The organism is Serratia sp. HMSC15F11, assembly GCF_001808215.1.
GTDB lineage: Bacteria > Pseudomonadota > Gammaproteobacteria > Enterobacterales > Enterobacteriaceae > Serratia > Serratia nevei.
Genome location: NZ_KV792503.1, coordinates 53,646 through 71,140 on the forward strand (window position 1 = coordinate 53,646; position 17,495 = coordinate 71,140).

The 17,495-nt window shown below is 60.2% G+C and carries 16 protein-coding genes; 13 read left to right on the forward strand and 3 right to left on the reverse strand.

What is annotated here, in order from left to right; genetic code table 11:
* Positions 1 to 99 precede the first annotated feature (99 nt).
* Together olsF and HMPREF3138_RS22225 are read right to left on the reverse strand one after the other, a co-directional pair.
* Positions 100 to 1,821, reverse strand: coding sequence for an ornithine lipid synthase OlsF (gene olsF, locus HMPREF3138_RS22220; RefSeq protein ID WP_038880245.1), 1,722 nt, complete (start codon positions 1,819 to 1,821; stop codon positions 100 to 102).
* 155 nt (positions 1,822 to 1,976) lie between these two features.
* Positions 1,977 to 3,647: a DUF4091 domain-containing protein gene (locus tag HMPREF3138_RS22225; RefSeq protein WP_038880248.1), complete on the reverse strand. Its 1,671-nt coding sequence runs from the start codon at positions 3,645 to 3,647 to the stop codon at positions 1,977 to 1,979.
* A gap of 465 nt (positions 3,648 to 4,112) precedes the next feature.
* On the opposite strand from HMPREF3138_RS22225, the gene HMPREF3138_RS22230 reads away from it, so the two are divergent.
* The 11 genes from HMPREF3138_RS22230 (at position 4,113) to ogt (ending at position 15,100) form a co-directional block, all read left to right on the forward strand.
* Entirely contained in the window at positions 4,113 to 5,366 is a 1,254-nt protein-coding gene (locus HMPREF3138_RS22230) for an ABC transporter substrate-binding protein (protein ID WP_038880251.1), read from the forward strand.
* Positions 5,367 to 5,444: 78 nt separating this feature from the next.
* Positions 5,445 to 6,386 (forward strand): carbohydrate ABC transporter permease, encoded by a 942-nt coding sequence (locus HMPREF3138_RS22235; RefSeq protein WP_038880254.1) that lies wholly within the window; start codon positions 5,445 to 5,447, stop codon positions 6,384 to 6,386.
* A 10-nt stretch (positions 6,387 to 6,396) separates the two neighbouring features.
* Complete coding sequence (locus tag HMPREF3138_RS22240) at positions 6,397 to 7,215, forward strand: carbohydrate ABC transporter permease (RefSeq protein WP_004938251.1); 819 nt, start codon at positions 6,397 to 6,399, stop codon at positions 7,213 to 7,215.
* 21 nt (positions 7,216 to 7,236) lie between these two features.
* Positions 7,237 to 8,349, forward strand: a complete 1,113-nt coding sequence (locus HMPREF3138_RS22245) for an ABC transporter ATP-binding protein (protein ID WP_038880257.1) — start codon at positions 7,237 to 7,239, stop codon at positions 8,347 to 8,349.
* Between the two features lie 19 nt (positions 8,350 to 8,368).
* Positions 8,369 to 9,652, forward strand: coding sequence for a Gfo/Idh/MocA family protein (locus tag HMPREF3138_RS22250; protein WP_038880260.1), 1,284 nt, complete (start codon positions 8,369 to 8,371; stop codon positions 9,650 to 9,652).
* A 17-nt stretch (positions 9,653 to 9,669) separates the two neighbouring features.
* Positions 9,670 to 10,575, forward strand: coding sequence for an ROK family protein (locus HMPREF3138_RS22255; protein WP_038880447.1), 906 nt, complete (start codon positions 9,670 to 9,672; stop codon positions 10,573 to 10,575).
* 331 nt (positions 10,576 to 10,906) lie between these two features.
* Positions 10,907 to 11,677 carry a transcriptional repressor AgaR gene (gene agaR / locus HMPREF3138_RS22260; protein ID WP_038880262.1) on the forward strand — a complete coding sequence of 257 codons (771 nt, stop codon included), beginning with the start codon at positions 10,907 to 10,909 and terminating at the stop codon, positions 11,675 to 11,677.
* 25 nt (positions 11,678 to 11,702) lie between these two features.
* Positions 11,703 to 12,869, forward strand: coding sequence for an SIS domain-containing protein (locus HMPREF3138_RS22265; protein WP_038880265.1), 1,167 nt, complete (start codon positions 11,703 to 11,705; stop codon positions 12,867 to 12,869).
* Positions 12,870 to 12,878: 9 nt separating this feature from the next.
* Positions 12,879 to 13,733 (forward strand): tagatose bisphosphate family class II aldolase, encoded by an 855-nt coding sequence (locus HMPREF3138_RS22270; RefSeq protein ID WP_038880268.1) that lies wholly within the window; start codon positions 12,879 to 12,881, stop codon positions 13,731 to 13,733.
* 305 nt (positions 13,734 to 14,038) lie between these two features.
* A complete protein-coding gene (locus HMPREF3138_RS22275) occupies positions 14,039 to 14,350 on the forward strand; it encodes a hypothetical protein (RefSeq protein ID WP_038880271.1) in 312 nt (103 codons plus the stop codon).
* Between the two features lie 219 nt (positions 14,351 to 14,569).
* On the forward strand, positions 14,570 to 15,100 hold the full coding sequence (ogt, locus tag HMPREF3138_RS22280; RefSeq protein WP_038880274.1) for a methylated-DNA--[protein]-cysteine S-methyltransferase: 531 nt from the start codon (positions 14,570 to 14,572) through the stop codon (positions 15,098 to 15,100).
* Here the strand turns inward: ogt and HMPREF3138_RS22285 are convergent.
* Complete coding sequence (locus HMPREF3138_RS22285; protein ID WP_223294920.1) at positions 15,097 to 15,396, reverse strand: glycine zipper family protein; 300 nt, start codon at positions 15,394 to 15,396, stop codon at positions 15,097 to 15,099. The two genes, ogt and HMPREF3138_RS22285, sit on opposite strands and share 4 nt — an antisense overlap.
* A gap of 208 nt (positions 15,397 to 15,604) precedes the next feature.
* Here HMPREF3138_RS22285 and HMPREF3138_RS22290 point away from each other — a divergent pair, with 208 nt between their 5' ends.
* Entirely contained in the window at positions 15,605 to 16,369 is a 765-nt protein-coding gene (locus HMPREF3138_RS22290; RefSeq protein ID WP_004938278.1) for an FNR family transcription factor, read from the forward strand.
* Positions 16,370 to 16,495: 126 nt separating this feature from the next.
* Positions 16,496 to 17,458 carry a universal stress protein UspE gene (gene uspE / locus HMPREF3138_RS22295; protein ID WP_038880276.1) on the forward strand — a complete coding sequence of 321 codons (963 nt, stop codon included), beginning with the start codon at positions 16,496 to 16,498 and terminating at the stop codon, positions 17,456 to 17,458.
* Positions 17,459 to 17,495: the final 37 nt, after the last annotated feature.

Here is a 17,495-nt window from a genome sequence, read left to right on the forward strand (position 1 = left end):
AAGGCTCCGGCGGTGGAAAGCGAAACGTTTATCGTAGCGCTATCCCGTCACCGGCCCCAAGGTCGTGCTTAGATCAAAAAGGCATGAGTCAGACTACAATCATGCCGTCTCGGCTGGCTGCGGCTGATGCACCGCAATATAACGTTGATAGCGCGACGGCTTGAGCCGCGTGGTGTCCACCAGCACCAGCCCGTCGATGCAGTTGTTGAACGCCGGATCGGTGCCGAAGTCGATAAACTGCACCCCGCCCGGCTCGCACAGCTCGGTGTACTGTTTGTACAGCGTCGGAATCGAACAGCCTATGTTGCTGAGCAGGCTCTTCAGCCGCACCAGATCTTCCTGGTAGTTATCCCCGGCAAACTGCGCCAGCACCTGCGGCAGCGACGCCGGATAAGGCCGGCGCGACTGCGCGAAGGCATGGTCCGGCGAGAAGTAGAGCCGATAGAAGGCGATCAGCAGATCGCGCGCCGCCAACGGCATGCCGCCGGAGATCGACACCGGGCCGAACAGATAACGGTACTGCGGGTATTTCGACAGGTAGGCGCCGATGCCCAGCCACAAATAGTCCAGCCCGCGTTTGCCCCAATAGGCGGGCTGAATGAAGCTGCGCCCCAGCTCGATGCCCTGCGCCAGGATCGGTTCCATATCGCGGTCGTAGTGGAACAGGCTGTTGCTGTAGATGCTTTCCAGCCCTTTGCGTTCGATTTGTTCGGCGGTAGGGATAAAGCGATAGGCGCCGACGATCTCCAGCTCCTCCTCATCCCACAGCACCAGGTGATAATAGTCGTCGTCGTAGCTGTCCAGATCGCGGCGGCGGCCGGAGCCTTCCCCTACCGCACGGAAGGCGATCTCGCGCAGGCGACCCAGTTCGCGCAGGATCGGCGTGCGTGCTTCGTCGTGGCGGCGGTAGAGGTAGATGGTTTTACCGTCCGGCGTCACCCCCAACCGTTCGCAGTTCGCCAGCGCCTTTTTCAGCTCCAAACGCTCTTCCGGCAGCGCGATCGGCGATTCGCTGGCGAACAGCCCCGGTTTGCTCTGGCCCAGGCGATACACATGGCGGCGAAAACGCTCCGCCAGATCCTTGGCGCTGGTGTGACCGTCATGCCAGTTGGCGAACGGCACGCGGCCGCCGATGCGGATCTTGATGCGCCCGCCCCGCTGCTGGAACATTTCGCGCACCAGCAGCAGCGTCGACAGCGGCCGGTAGATCAGCGAAGTAAAGTAGAACAGGTTGCTGTTGCGCGCGCTGATGTGGATCGGCACGATCGGCGCGCGCGCCTTGGCGGCCAGGCGCAGAAAGCCGGTATGCCAGTGGCCGTCGCGGATGCCCTTCGGGCTCATGCGCGACACTTCGCCGGCCGGGAACAGGATCAGCGCGCCCTGATTGTCCAGCTGCTGCTGCATGCCTTCAATCTGCTTGCGGCTGGTTTTATAAGCGACGTTATCCACCGGCACGAACAGGTTGCGCAGCGGTTCGATGTAGGTCAGCAGCTGGCTGGCCACCACTTTCACATCCGGGCGCACCGCCGCGACGGCACGCAGCAGCACCAGGCCGTCGAGCGAGCCGATCGGGTGATTGGCCACGAGCACCACCGGCCCCTGGCTCGGAATGTTTTCCAGATCGCCGTCCACCAGCTCGCAGCTGAGGTTGAAGTAGTCCACCACCTGCTCGATCAGATCGAGCCCTTTCAGGTGGGGATAGTCGGCGGCGAACTGTTTGAATTCTTTTTCGAAGAGAAGGGTTCTTAGCAGGCTGCGCTGCCAGGCAGGGGTATTGCGGTGTGGAAATGCATCTTGCAACAGAGAATCCAGGCTGAACATCGCGTTATCTCCTGACGTAGTCGCTGCAAACTTAAGCCAGAGCCGTGACTCTGACGTGTCAGTTACATGACAATAAAATGAATCCATCGACTATCAGGTATAGCAAAGTAATGGCGATTCGGGAGCGAAAGACGCATTTTCGCCCCCATTGCCCCTCACATCGGCGCCAGCAACGCTTCGATGCGGCGGTTCACCGCTTCTCGCAGGCGCAGCAGCGGCCCGGCCTGGTGCGGATAACGCTTGAAGGTGATGCGCATGCCCAGCTCGCGTTCGATCAGCGCCTCCACCGTCGCCCGGTCGGTCAGACTCTCCAGCAGCTGCAGCGCGCGCATATCCTGCAGCCCTTGGTGCAGCACCCGCAGGCGCAGCGACTCCACCGGCTGCAGATCCTCGCCCGGATAGACCACGAACGGATCGCCGGAGGGAAACGCATGGCCGCTGTCGGTCACCGCGTACGGATTGATGCGCTCGCGCGAATGGGCGCTGTTATAGAAGTTGAATCCCCAATGCAGGAAGCCGGCGATGCGATACAGATACAGCTGCACGCCCAATATGCGGTTGCGCGCCGAAGGCTGGGCGAAGAACCGATTGGCGACCTCGGTCTTCTGCACGCAGCAGTAATAGGCCCACAGGCCGGGCACCCGGTGCTCGATAAAGGGATCGATATGATCGGTCGCGGCGACCGGGGTTTCCACCAGGCCTTGCTGATAGAAAGCGAAATCCGACAGCGCGTCGAAGGTGCGGAAGCCGTCCAGCAACGGCCGCAGCGCGGCGGCGGCGCGCCGGTAGGCCGCCAGGTTGTCCAGCGTCGGCTCATCGGAAACATGGAACCACACCTGCCGTTCCAGCCCCCGCTCGCGGAACCAGGCGGTCAATTCGGGCAGCAGCGCCTGCAGGAAACGCTGATACGGTTCGCCCTGCGCATCGGTGTGCCAGCCGAAAAGCGGTCGCGCCTCGCCCTGCTCCTCCACCACGATCTTCGGCGCATGCGCCGCGCCCCATTGGGTAAACAGCGGCGCGATCTCGAAATGCTCTATGCCCTCTTCCTGTGCCAGCGCCACCCATTGCGCCAGACGGCTGAAATCGAAGCCGAACCCCTGCGCCGAACGCGTCACTTTCACCAGCTGCACCGTGGTGCGTTCACCGCCGACGGCGGTATCCAGCGGCGGCGTAAACAGCGGCGTTAGCAGCATATTGACGCCGGCCTGCACCGCACAGCGCACAAAGTTGCGCACCGCGCGCCAGTACGCCGGGCTGAACACCGCCAGACGGTAGTAATCCGCCAGACAGTCGGTGTGCAGCCACTCGGTGTGCCACAGGGTTTGCGGCGGCAACGCCGCCGGCACCAAGTGCAGCGTCAGTGCGGCTTCGGCCAGCGTCTCGCCGCTTTGCGCATCCAGCAGGCGCAGGGTCAACGGGACATCGCCGGCCAGTGTCATGGCGGCTGGCGGCGTCAGGGTGAGCCATAAGCTGCCGTAATAACCGCAGGCGGCGAAAAAACGCCGTTGCGGCAGCGGCATCAGCGGATCGGGAAATAATCCCGGTTCGGTGGTCAGGTAATTTTCATCGCTCTCGCGATAACAGGGAAATCCGCTCGGCACCGATCGCACCTGACGCACGCTGATATAATCCGCCAGCGGCCCGTCAAGTTGATAACACAGCTCATGGCGGGTCTCGTTACCGGGCGTTTGCAAACAGTATACCGCCTGCCAGGAAAGCACCTCGTTATTCAGCCCGCTCAGCCGATTTTCTACGGAAATGGATGGCATGCTGCGGCGATGAAATACTTTTTCCAGGCAATGGGTAAATACCAGAGACAGGCGCATAATAATCAGCCCTCTTTATTTCTCATGAATAATCGGTGTAAAAATCAGGCTAGCGTCTTTTATCGCCACAAACAATAGTCAGTAATAAAAAACGTTCCAGCCCTCTCTTCTGACGGCGGCGGGAAGATTTTTTTGTTTATTTGCATCACAAAAATGAAAGAAGCTGGAGCTTGCACAATAAAAATGTTTTTAATCCCCATTATGGTGCAAGGGTTATCAGTTATTCCTATGCCTGCGAGGGCCGCTAAATGCCGCGACAGCAGGGAGAAAACCCATTGTAAGGTTAACAAAATGTGAATTAATCCACCTTTCACTTGGCCGTGAAAGCCTTTCGATTTTAACAACAATGAAACATTAGCGCCCCATTTTTGGGCGTCCGGGGGTGTATTGACACATTGAAAGTTAAGGGATAGAAAGAATTTACGTTGCGAAAAACGTTATTCGTCGCTCACCGAGGGGAAAGCAATGTCACCGATAAAAAATACCGGACGCCTGCTGGCGCACTCTATTCTTGCCAGCACATTATTATTACCCACCCTGCTCCACGCCGCAGATAAAATAACATTGCGCTATGCCGTTTGGGACAGAAACCAATTACCTGCCGAACAGGAGATCGCCAAACGCTTTGAACAGGCCAATCCGGATATAAAAATAGAAATAGAATTAACGCCCTCTGCGCAATATTTCGTTAAATTGGATTCCGCTGCCGCCGGCGGCGTGGCGCCGGATATATTCTGGATCAATATGCCTTATTTTGTGCAATATGCCAAAAACGGCATTATGGAGCCGCTGGCGCCTTATATTAAGGACAGCGGCCTTAAGCTGGATGACGTGGTCGCCAGTTCGGTGAAAGCCTACCAGTACGACGGCCAACAGATGGCCATTCCGCGCGACGTCGACTCCATCGCCGTGTGGTACAACAAAAAACTGTTCGATCAGGCCGGCGTCAGCTACCCCACCAGCGACTGGAGCTGGGACGATCTGAAACACAAAGCCACCGCCCTGAAAAGCGGGCTGAAAGACGCCGCCTTCCCGCTGGTGATGGATCTCAGCATCGACGGCCAGGACAGCTATATGAACCTGCTGTTCCAAAACGGCAATCATATCGTGCCGAAAGACGGCCAACCCACCGACATCGCCAACGACAAATCCATCTGGGTCTACCAGCAGCTGCAGGGCATGATGAAAGACGGCCTGATGCCGAGCGCCCAGCAAATGAGCGAAGTCAAAACCGAGAACATCTTCCAGTCCAACCGCGCCGCGATGGTCTATGCCGGTTCCTGGCTGGCGGCGCCGTTCGCCAACAACCCGCTGATCAACGATCACATCGGCGTGGTGATGATGCCGAAAATTGAACGCCAGTCCGGTGTAGCGCACAGCCTGGCCTTCGCCATGTCGGCCAAAAGCGCCCACAAGCAGGCCGCCTGGAAATATATCGCCTTCATGAGCAGCGAAGCCTCGCAGGCGGAGCTGGCCAAGGTGGTGATCCCGGCCAACAAGACGGCGGCCAAGGTCTGGGCGCAGCAGATCCAGAAAGTCGACGTCTCGCCTTATATCCAGACCCTTGAAGTGACCCAGGCTTACCCCACCGCCGGCACCAATACGCCGAAATGGCAGAACATGTGGATCGCCAGCCTGAAGAAAATCTTTATGGGCGCGGACGCCAAGCAGGAAATGGACAAGTCGGTCAAGAAGATCGCGCGCGTCATGGAGCAGTAATCGCCCCGCCGCGGCGCGCTACCCCGAGTGTGCGCCGCGGTGGACCCACGCTGAAAGTGATAGGTGAGGAATGGCAACATGTCGCTGGCAGAAACGGCTACGGTCACCCTGAAATCATCCCGGCGCACCGCCCGCCCCGCGCTCAATCGGCTCGAACGCGCCGAACGCTTCTGGGGCTGGGTGATGATCCTGCCGCTGTTGTTGGGGGTGACGGTGTTTTACCTGATCCCCTTTTTGCAGAACATTTTTTACAGCTTTACCGATCTGAACCAGTTCATGCGCTGGAGCAGCATCAGCGTCGATAACTATCTCAACCTGTTCGAAGACGACGACTTCTACACCGCCGCCGCCAACACCCTGTTCTACGTGGTGGTGTGCGTACCGATCAGCCTGAGCCTGTCGCTGCTGTTGGCGATCGGCCTCAACCAGAACATCCGTGGCAAAGGCCTGCTGCGCACCCTGCTGTTCCTGCCGGCGGTCACCATGCCCGCGGCGGTGGCCATGGTGTGGCAATGGCTGTTCAACAAGGATTTCGGCCTGATCAACCAGGCGCTGGGCCTGCTGCACATTGCGCCGGTCGCCTGGCTGTCCGATCCGGACGTGGTGCGCATCAGCGTGTCCATCATCATCATCTGGTCGTCGCTGGCGCTGAAGATCATCATTTTGCTGGCCGGGCTGCAGAGCATTCCACGCCAGCTGTACGAGGCGGCGGATATCGACGGCATCGGCACCCTGCGGCGCTTCTTCTGCATCACGCTGCCGATGATGGTGCCGACGCTGTTCTTCGTGTCGGTGATGAGCTTTATCGAGATCCTGCAAATCTTCGACGTGGTGTTCCTGATGTTCGACCGCGCGCTGGTGGAAAACGACGTGATGACCGTCACCAACCTGTTCTACAAGTACGCGTTTTACCTGCAGGAAAAAGGCTACTCCTCCGCCATCACCGTGGTGCTGTTCGCCGTCACGCTGGTGATCACCCTGATTCAAATGGCGATCGGCAAGCGCCTGAAAGTCAGCTGAGGAGCTGCACATGAACGCAAGCAAGAAAACGCTGGTGTACCTGTTTATGGGGCTGGCGGCGCTGGCCTCGGTCGTGCCCTTTATCTGGATGCTGGTGACCTCGTTGAAAACCCAGGCCGAAAGCATCCAGATCCCGCTGACGCTGCTGCCGGCGCACCCCAGCCTGCAGGCCTACGGCCGGGTGATGCACGAAATCCCGTTCGCCGGTTTTTATCTCAACTCGCTGCTGGCGACCTTCTTCACCGTCACCCTGCAGATGGCGATCGCCACCCTGGCTGCCTATGGTTTCTCGCGCCTGCATTTTCGCGGCCGCGACGCGGTGTTCCTGGTGTGCGTGTCGATCCTGATGGTGCCCGGCCAGGCGTTTCTGATCCCGCAATTTCTGGTGGTACAGAAGCTGGGGCTGGTCAACAGCATCACCGGGTTGGTGCTGCCGGGCATTTTCAGCGTCTACGCCACCTTCCTGCTGCGCCAGTTCTTTCTGGCGGTGCCGAAGGAAATGGAAGAAGCGGCCTTGATCGACGGCTACAGCTACTTCGCCATCTTCTGGCGCATCATGCTGCCGCTGATCCGGCCGGGCATTATCGCCTGCGTCATCATCAACGGCCTGTGGAGCTGGAACAACCTGATGTGGCCGCTGATCGTCAATACCACCACCGAGAAGCTGACGCTGCCGGTTGGCCTCGCCTCGCTCTCCAGCCGCGCCGGGGTGGAATACCCGTTGCTGATGGCCGGGGCGCTGATGGCGGTGATCCCGATGCTGATGCTGTTCATTATTTTCCAACGCTATTTCATCCAGGGCATCGCCAGCGCCGGGGTGAAAGGCTAACGCGCAGATAAGGTAAATGACATGGCCGGAATTCAGTTAAACAGCGTTAAAAAAGTCTACCCCAACGGTTTCCACGCGCTGCACGGCGTCAATTTGGACATTGAGGACGGGGAATTTATGGTGTTCGTCGGCCCGTCCGGCTGCGCCAAATCCACCCTGCTGAGGATGATCGCCGGGCTGGAGAGTGTCAGCGAGGGGCAGATCCTGATCCACGATCGCTGCGTCAACGACAGCATGCCGAAGGATCGCGGCGTCGCCATGGTGTTCCAGAACTATGCGCTGTACCCGCACATGACGGTGTACAAGAACATGGCGTTCGGCCTGATCGGCAAAGAGAGCAAGGCCGAGATCGACCGCCGGGTGCGCGACGCGGCGGAAAAGCTGGAGATCACCAACCTGCTGCAGCGCAAGCCGGGCCAGCTCTCCGGCGGCCAGTGCCAGCGAGTGGCGGTCGGCCGCGCCATCGTGCGCAAGCCCAAGGTGTTCCTGTTCGATGAGCCGCTGTCCAACCTCGACGCCAAGCTGCGGGTGTCGATGCGCGTACAGCTGATTGAACTGCACAATCAGCTGAAACAGGAAGGCGCCGCCGCCACCATGGTGTACGTCACCCACGATCAGGTCGAGGCGATGACCATGGGCGATCGCATTTGCGTGATGAACCGCGGCGCCATCATGCAGGTGGATAAGCCGATCAACCTGTATCACCACCCCGCCAACCGTTTCGTCGCCGAGTTTATCGGCAGCCCGTCGATGAATTTGCACGATCTGGCGATCGTGCGCGACGGCCAAACGGTGCGGCTGCGCATCGGCCGGCAGCACCCGCTCGAGCTGCCGCCGGCGCTGCAACGGCAGTTGGCGGACTATCCGCATGCGCGGGTATGCCTCGGTATCCGGCCGGAATCCCTGCGGCTGTGCGCGCCCGGCAGTGCCAACTGCTTCCCGGCGCAGATCGTCACCATCGAGCGCATGGGCAACGAGGAGCTGCTGCACTGCGAACTGGCCGACCTGCGCTTCGTGCTGCGCATGGCGTCGCTGCCGGACTGGGAGCCGCGCCTCGGCGAAAGCGTTCATCTGGCATTCGATCTGACGCGCGCACATTTGTTCGACGAGCTCAGCGGCCAAAACCTCAAATAACAACAGCGGAGTATCAGCAATGTCGTCAACACAATCCAATAACGTTGCCCAGCGCCCGGTGCGGGTACTGGTAGTCGGCGCCGGCGCGCGCGGTGAAATCTACTCGCGCTATGCGCTGGCGCACCCCGATTTGATGCAGGTGGTGGCGGTGGCGGAACCGCGCGACGCCTACCGCGAGCAGTTCGTGGCACAGCACGCCATCGCGCCGGAAAACGTCTTCACCGACTGGCGCCAGGCCGCCGATGCCGGCAAGCTGGCCGACGCGGTGCTGATCTGTACTCAGGATCAGATGCACCTGGAACCGGCGCTGGCCTTCGCCCGCCAGGGCTACGCCATGCTGCTGGAAAAGCCGCTGTCGCCGGACGCCGACGAGTGCCGCGCCATCGTCGCCGAGGTGGTGCGCCAAAAGCTGATCTTCTCGGTCGGCCACGTGCTGCGCTACACCCGCTATACCCAAAAGCTCAAGCAGCTGCTGCGCGACGGCGCGATCGGCGACATCGTCAGCCTGCAACACCTGGAGCCGGTCGGCTACTGGCATCAGGCGCACTCCTTCGTGCGCGGCAACTGGCGCAACGATCGGCAGGCCGCCTTTATGCTGCTGCAGAAATCCTGCCACGACATCGATTGGATCCGCTACGTGATGGAGCAGCCCTGCGAACAGGTCAGCTCCTTCGGCAACCTGCGCCACTTCCGCCGGGAAAACCAACCGGACGGCGCGGCGGACAACTGCCTGGATTGCGCGGTGGAGGCGTCCTGCCCCTATTCCGCCAAACGCATCTATCTGGGCGACGACCACAAGGCCACGCCCGGCTTTCTGCGCGTGCTGACGCCAGAACCCGACCAGACGACGCTGCGGGCGGCGCTGCGCGACGGGCCCTACGGCCGCTGCGTTTACCGCTGCGACAATAACGTGGTCGATCATCAGGTGGTCAACATGCAGTTCGCCGGCGGCCGTACCGCGTCGTTCACCATGACAGCCTTTACCCGCCACGAAGATCGCCACACCCGCATCTTCGGCAGCCGCGGCTGCCTGGAAGGCGACGGCCGCCATATCCGCATCACCTCGTTCCTCGACGACGGCGAAACGCATTACGACACCGACGCCGGCCAGGATCTGCACGCCATGGCCGGCCACGGCGGCGGTGACTACTACCTGATGCAGCACTTTATCGCGGCCATTCGCGCCAACGATCCGAGCCAGGTGCTGGCCGGCCCGGCGGAAGCGCTGGAGAGCCACCTGATGGTGTTCGCCGCCGAACGCGCGCGCCGCGAAGCGGCGGTGATCGCCCTGAACGGAGCCTGACCATGAGCACGAGAGAGATGCGTTACGGCTTCGACATCGGCGGCACCAAGATCGAAATGGCCGCTTACGATCGCCGGCTCAATCAGGTGCTGCTCCAGCGCGTGCGCACCCCAACCGGCGATTATGGCGAGTTCGTGGCCTGCATCGCCGGGCTGGTCGAGCAGGCGGACCGCGAGCTGCATACGCGCGGCAGCATCGGCATCGGCCTGCCGGGGATCACCGATCCCGTCAGTCGCCGCCAGCTGGCGATCAACGTGCCCTGCCTGACCGGGCATTGCCTGGCGGATGATTTGACGCAGGCGCTGGCGCGGCCGATCGCCATCGAGAACGACTGCCGCTGTTTCGCGCTGTCGGAAGCCAGCACGCCGCAAACCGCCCATCTGCCGCTGGTGTTCGGCGCCATCATCGGCACCGGCGCCGGCGGTGGCCTGGTGGTGAACCGGCAATTGCACAAGGGGCGCAACGGGCTGGCGGGCGAATGGGGCCATATGCCGATCTCCGCCCAGCTGGCGCAGCGTTACGATCTGCCGCTGTTCGGCTGCAACTGCGGGCTGACCGGCTGCTTTGAACGCTACGTCTCCGGCAGCGGGCTGCTGGCGCTGAGCCGCCACCTTGCCCATCCGGCCGCCGACGTGCCGGCGCTGGTCGCCAGCTATCGCGCGGGGGATACGCTCGCACAGTGGCTGATGACCGTCTACGTCGACATTCTGGCCAGCGCGCTGGCCGGTTTGCAGCTGCTGCTGGACGTCGACGCCTTCGTGTTGGGCGGTGGGTTGTCGAACGTCGGCGAGCTGTATCGGCTGCTGCCGACGGCGATGCGGCACTGGCTGCTGCCGGGCGCGGAACCGGCAGCGGTATTCCCGCCGGTGCACGGTGACAGCAGCGGCGTGCGTGGCGCGGCGCTATTACAGGCGGCGGCATAAAAAACAGTGAAAGCCCAGCAGCTGTCGAATGCTCGCTGCGGCTTTCGCCGCCGCAGGGCCGAATAAGGCCATCGCGAGAATTGTCGACTGAAAAATAACGAATTTGCCGTTTTCACTTTGTGTTAATACCGCTTTCGGTTACCGCTAAACCGAAAGCAAAATTAAATATAAACAACTGATAGATATAGATATTTTAAAATTAATCGATTGCATTTCAGTATTTCGTTTGCTGTAATTCGTCACGAACAACTGAAAGCGCTCCGGTCGGTATCGCTGCGGCTTATTAAGCCGCGGTCGGGCACGGCTACAGGTAAATCAGGAGTCTGCGTTAATGATCAATACCGCAAAACGCCGGGAATTAATTATCGACCAGCTGTGCCGCGAAGGCTCGGTGCGCGTGGAACAGCTCAGCCAGCAGTTTTCGGTGTCCAGCGTCACCATCCGCAGCGATCTGCGCCAGCTGGAAAAACACGGCTGCGCGGTGCGCGCTTACGGCGGCGCCATGTTGAACAAACAGTTCGCCTTCGATCGCCCGCTGCAGGACAAGGGCCGCATCAACCGCGACGTAAAACACGCCATCGCCTGCGCGGCGGCGGCGCTGATTGAAGACGGCGACGCCGTCATCCTCGACTCCGGCTCCACCACCAGCCAGATGGCGCCGCAGCTGGCGGGGAAAAAGGATCTGGTGGTGATGACCAACGCGCTGAACATCGCCTTCGAGCTGGCCAACAACGAGCAGATCGATCTGATGGTGGTCGGCGGCAGCGTGCGCCGCAAGGCCTGGTCGCTGTACGGCCCCGCCGCCGAACAGCAGCTGCGCCAGTACCGGTTCGACAAGCTGTTTCTCGGCGTCGACGGTTTCGATCTGGCGGGCGGCATCACCACGCCGGATCCGGGCGAAGCGCAGCTGAACCGCGTGATGTGCGAGGTAGCTCGCGAAGTGATCGCCATCGCCGACGCCAGCAAATTCGGCCGCACCAGCTTTTGCATGATCCGCGAAATCGGCCAGATCCACCGCCTGGTCACCGACAGCCGCATTCCGGAACACTATCTGCAGGCGCTGCACCATTTAGGGATCGACGTGATTATCGCCGACCGTTAACCGAGGCTTTTAAGGAGTTGTCATCATGAACGCGTATTTCTCTTACGAGGCGGATTGGCTGAAGCAGCGCAACGCCTGGCACACCGCCGCAGAGATTTGGCAGCAGCCGGATCTGTGGGCGGCGCTGCACCGGCAACTGCAGGATCAACAGGCGCAGTGGCAGCCGTTCCTGGCGCCGCTGTTGGCCAATCCTCGGCTGCAAATCGTGCTGTGCGGCGCCGGCAGCTCGGCGTTCGCCGGCCGCGCCCTGGCGCCCTGGCTGCGCGAACGAACCGGCCGCGACGTGGCGGCCTACGGCACCACCGATATCGTCGCCAACCCGCGGCAGTATCTCGCTCCTGAGCGGCCGACGCTGCTGGTCTCCTTCGCCCGCTCGGGCAACAGCCCGGAAAGCGTGGCGACGGTGGAGCTGGCCGACCAGCTGCTGCCGGAAAGCTACCACCTGATGCTGGTCTGCAACCCGGACAGCAAGCTGGCGCAGTATGCGCATCGGCGCGACAACGTCTGTTCGCTGGTGATGCCGCAAGGCTCCAACGATCAGAGCTTCGCCATGACCTCCAGCTTCAGCTGCATGATGCTGAGCGCCGCGCTGCTGCTCGGCCCGCTTTCGCTTGAGGCCGCCCAGGTGCCGCTGAACGCCTTGGTGCAGCGCTGCCGCGCACTGCGCGAAACGCTGCAGCCACAGGTAAAGGCGCTGGCCGCCAGCGGTTTCCGCCGTTATATCACCCTCGGCGGCAGCTGCTTTACCGGCCTGGCGGAAGAGGCCTCGCTCAAGATGCTGGAGCTGACCGCCGGGCGCATCGTTACGCGCTACGACTCGCCGCTCGGCCTGCGCCACGGCCCGAAATTTATGGTCGACGGCCAAACATTGGTGGTGGTGATGTTCTCCCACGACGACTATGCCCGCCAGTATGACCGCGATCTGTGGAACGAGCTGCAGCGCGACGGGTTGGTGATGCAATTGGTCGGTTTGACCGGCGAGCCCCGGACACCGTGCGATGCCCTGCTGCCTATGCACCAGGCCACGGACGACATCTGGCTGCTGTTCCCGTATCTGCTGTTCACCCAGATGCTGGCCTTCGAGAGTTCGCTGGCGCTGGGACTGACCCCAGACAACCCTTGCCCGACCGGCGAGGTTAACCGGGTGGTGAAAGGCGTGACGATTTACCGTTTCCCTTCCCCCGTGCTGTAAGGAGATCCCATGTATCTGATAGCCAACAGAGAAATGCTGCTCAAGGCGCAGCGCCAGGGTTACGCCGTCCCGGCGTTTAATGTCCACAATCTGGAAACCGTGCAGGTGGTGGCGGAAACCGCCGCCGAGCTGCGCTCGCCGGTGATCATGGCCGGCACGCCCGGCACCTTCAGCTACGCCGGCACCGACTGCCTGATCGGCATTTGCCAATCGGCCGCGCACCACTACGATTTGCCGCTGGCGCTGCATCTGGATCATCACGAGGAGCTGGACGACATCGAGCACAAGGTGAAAAGCGGCATCCGCTCGGTGATGATCGACGGTTCCGATCTGCCGTTCGAGCAGAACATCGCCAAAGTGGCTGCTGCGGTCGCCTTGTGCCACCGCTATGGCGCCAGCGTGGAAGCGGAACTGGGCCGCCTGGGTGGGCAGGAAGACGATCTGATCGTCGATACGGCGGACAGTTTCTATACCGACCCGGTGGCGGCACGCGAGTTCGTCGCCGCCACCGGCATCGATTCGCTGGCGGTGGCGATCGGTTCCGCCCACGGTCTGTATCACGGCGAGCCGAAGCTGGACTTCGAGCGCCTGGCGTTGATCCGCGAACAGGTGGACGTGCCCCTGGTGCTGCACGGCGCCTCCGGCATTCCGGAAGCGATGGTCAAACGCGCGATCTCGCTCGGCGTCTGCAAAGTCAACGTCGCCACCGAACTGAAAATCGCCTTCGCCGATGCGGTGAAAAGCTACTTTTCACAGCATCCGGATGCCAACGACCCGCGCAAATATATCGTCCCCGGCAAGCTGGCGATGAAAGAAGTGGTGGCGGAAAAGATCCGCATCTGCGGCAGCAGCGGCATGCTGTAACCCCGCACTCGCCCCCGGTTTCAGTGGCGACACCACGGGGGCGAAAACACCCCGCCATTCCCGCTTTCCTGAGAGAACGATCACAGCCTTTTACCCTGCCCGCGCCGGAAACCATTAACCGGTCTTCACTATGATCCAAATCATGGTTTTACTCACCCTGCCTCCCTATTATCAAATTCATTGGATGCAGGCAGTAGGATTTTTGCCCATTCGTTTTTATTTCGCCAGGCGAAATAGCTTATTTGATGAAAACAAGCGTGCTTGTTTTTTAATTGGCAGCATTTTTACTCTGAGAGGAACAGCGTATGAACCATTACTTAGCCGTATTAAGCGCATTGGTCATTCTGCCCTTCGCTCTGCAAGCAAAACCGCTTTCCGGCAGCCCGGTCGCCTCCGGCTTCGTGCGCTTCACCGGCGCCATTACCACCCCGGCCTGCACCATCACTCATCAGGATGAACAGCTTATCTCCAACTGCTTCGGTAAAGTGACGGAATATCAGAACGGGTATATTTCCTCTTCGTTAAAAGAAATGCCAAAAGAATTAGTCTCTGCCGTCACCAGCGAAATGGTGAATAACGATCCCTATTTAAAGCGCGTGACCATCAGCTATAAGTAACGCCAAAGCGTTAATGTCTGATGAAATAATAAACAAGACACAACCTGCCTTGATGACTTATAAATTTATTTTATAAATTTAACGTGCAATGACTCCCCGACTTACCCTGAGCCGGCTATTTGGGCAACCCTACGGTTGCCCATCAGCATGTCCGAAATTCGCCATCGCTTCCCCCGCTTTCATGCGATAATCGCCATACCAAACCGAGGAGTGATCCATATGCAGACTTTTTTGATTGATCGTACCGCCACGCCGGTGGGAGAACTGGTGCTGATTGCCGATGAACAGGGGCGCCTGCGGGCGATTGACTGGACCGATCACGAAGCGCGCCTGATGAAGCTGCTGAATACCCACTACCGCGCCGATCGCTTCACCCTGCGTGAGCAGCGCGATCCCAGCGGGCTGACCGACGCGATGCAACGCTATTTCGCCGGTGAACTGGACATTATCGATCGGCTGCCGGTGATGACCGCCGGCACCGAGTTCCAACGCACCGTGTGGCAACAGCTGCGCCAAATCCCCTGCGGCGAAATCCTGACCTACGGCCAGCTGGCGCAACGCATCGGCCGCCCAACCGCCTCACGCGCGGTTGGCATGGCCAACGGTTCGAATCCGATCAGCATCGTGGTGCCCTGCCACCGGGTGATCGGTTCGCAGGGCGCGCTGACCGGCTATGCCGGCGGCGTGCAGCGCAAGCAGTGGCTGCTGCAGCACGAAGGTTACCTGCCGCAGGATCTGCTCTCGCACTAACGCGGCACATAGTCCGGCGGGACGCCCTCCGCCGGGGCGGCGGGATAGTAGTCCGGCGGCACCGGCGATGAGGTGGCCTCACCATAACCGTAGGCCACCGGCACCTGGTTACCTTTGGCGTACATGCACTGCGTATACACGGTATCGTAGCGGTCTTGCAGGTCATCGCTGCTGCGCCAGGCCGAGTTATTGGCCATCGCGCTGCCGACCAGCAATCCGCCGCCCGCGCCGATCAGCGCGCCGGGGCCGGCATGACCGGATGCGGCGCCAATCAACGCCCCTGCCGCCGCGCCGATTGCCCTGCCCTATGCCGCCGGAATGGCGACCGCACGTTGCGCATAAGTGCCAAATAAATCTAGCGACTTCAGCGCGATACAGAATAATCGGCGGCATGTGTGCGCAAAATTCGCACACAATACCCCTATTCATGCTAATGCCACCCTTATCAGCTGCAGCAAAAGATGTTAAAATTGACTCATATCAATTATTGAATGAGCGTAATCTATGATCCCGGAAAAACGCGTGATTCGTCGTATCCAGTCTGGTGGTTGTGCGATCCATTGCCAGGACTGCAGCATCAGCCAGCTGTGCATTCCTTTCACCCTTAATGCCCACGAGCTGGACCAGCTCGACAACATTATCGAGAGGAAAAAGCCCATCCAGAAAGGCCAGACCCTGTTCAAGGCCGGCGACGAGCTGAAGTCGCTGTACGCGATCCGTTCCGGGACCATCAAAAGCTACACCATCACCGAGCAAGGCGACGAGCAAATCACCGGTTTCCATCTGGCGGGTGATCTGGTGGGCTTCGACGCCATCGGCGGTCTGAAGCACCCAAGTTTCGCTCAGGCGCTGGAAACCTCGATGGTGTGCGAGATCCCATTCGAAACCCTCGACGATCTGTCCGGCAAAATGCCTAACCTGCGTCAGCAGATCATGCGATTGATGAGCGGCGAGATCAAAGGCGACCAGGACATGATCCTGCTGCTGTCGAAGAAAAACGCCGAAGAGCGCCTGGCGGCGTTCGTTTACAACCTGTCGCGCCGCTTCGCGGAGCGTGGCTTCTCGCCGCGCGAGTTCCGGTTGACCATGACCCGCGGCGACATCGGCAACTACCTCGGTCTGACGGTGGAAACCATCAGCCGCCTGCTGGGCCGCTTCCAGAAAAGCGAAATCCTCAGCGTGAAAGGCAAATACATCACCATCGAAAACGCCGACGCCCTGTCGGTGCTGGCCGGTACGCCACGCATCAACGTGACCGTCAACGCCTGATTCCCCTGCCGGATCAACATTTCACCGAAATTGTTGATCCGGCACGCTTCTGTTGTTGTTCTGTTTTTCAATGTTGGGTTACTCTGTAAATTAACAGACTGTTGATTTCAGCTGTAAGGAGGCCCTATGGCGAAGTATCAGAATCTTCTGGTGGCTATTGACCCCAATCAGGACGATCAGCCGGCATTGCGCCGCGCCGTGTACCTGGTAAAACGGAACGGCGGGCGCATCAAAGCCTTCCTGCCCATTTATGACTTCTCTTACGAAATGACGACCCTGCTCTCTCCGGACGAAAGAACGTCGATGCGGCAAGGTGTGATCAGCCAACGCGCCGCCTGGATCAACGAGCAGTGCCGTTTCTATCTCAACGACGGCGTGCCGATCGAAATCAAAGTGGTCTGGCATAACCGCCCCTTCGAAGCCATCATTCAGGAAGTGCTTTCCGGCCAGCATGATCTTCTGCTGAAAATGGCGCACCAGCACGACCGCTTGGAGTCGGTGATCTTCACCCCCACCGACTGGCACCTGCTGCGCAAATGCCCTTGCCCGGTGTGGATGGTAAAAGACCAACCCTGGCCGGAAGGCGGCAAAGCGCTGGTGGCGGTCAACCTGTCCAGCGAAGAACCCTATCACGACCCGCTCAATATCAAACTGGTGCAAGAAACCGTCGAACTGGCGCAGAACGTCAACCAGACCGAGGTTCACCTGGTCGGCGCCTATCCCGTTACCCCGATCAACATCGCCATCGAGCTGCCCGATTTCGATCCGAGCGTCTACAACGACGCCATCCGCGGCCAGCATCTGATCGCCATGAAGGCACTGCGGCAGAAATTCTGCATTAAGGAAGAGTTCACCCACGTGGAAAAAGGCCTGCCGGAAGAGGTGATCCCCGATCTGGCCGAACACCTGCAGGCCGGCGTGGTGGTTCTGGGCACCCTGGGCCGCACCGGCATTTCAGCGGCCTTTATCGGCAACACCGCGGAACATGTGATCGACCATCTGAAATGCGATCTGCTGGTGATTAAGCCGGAGAACTTCAACTGCCCGATCGAGGCGGATGAAGACGATGAGCACGACGACGAAGATTAACCTTCACGCATAAAAAAACGGGCCGCTAATAAGCGGC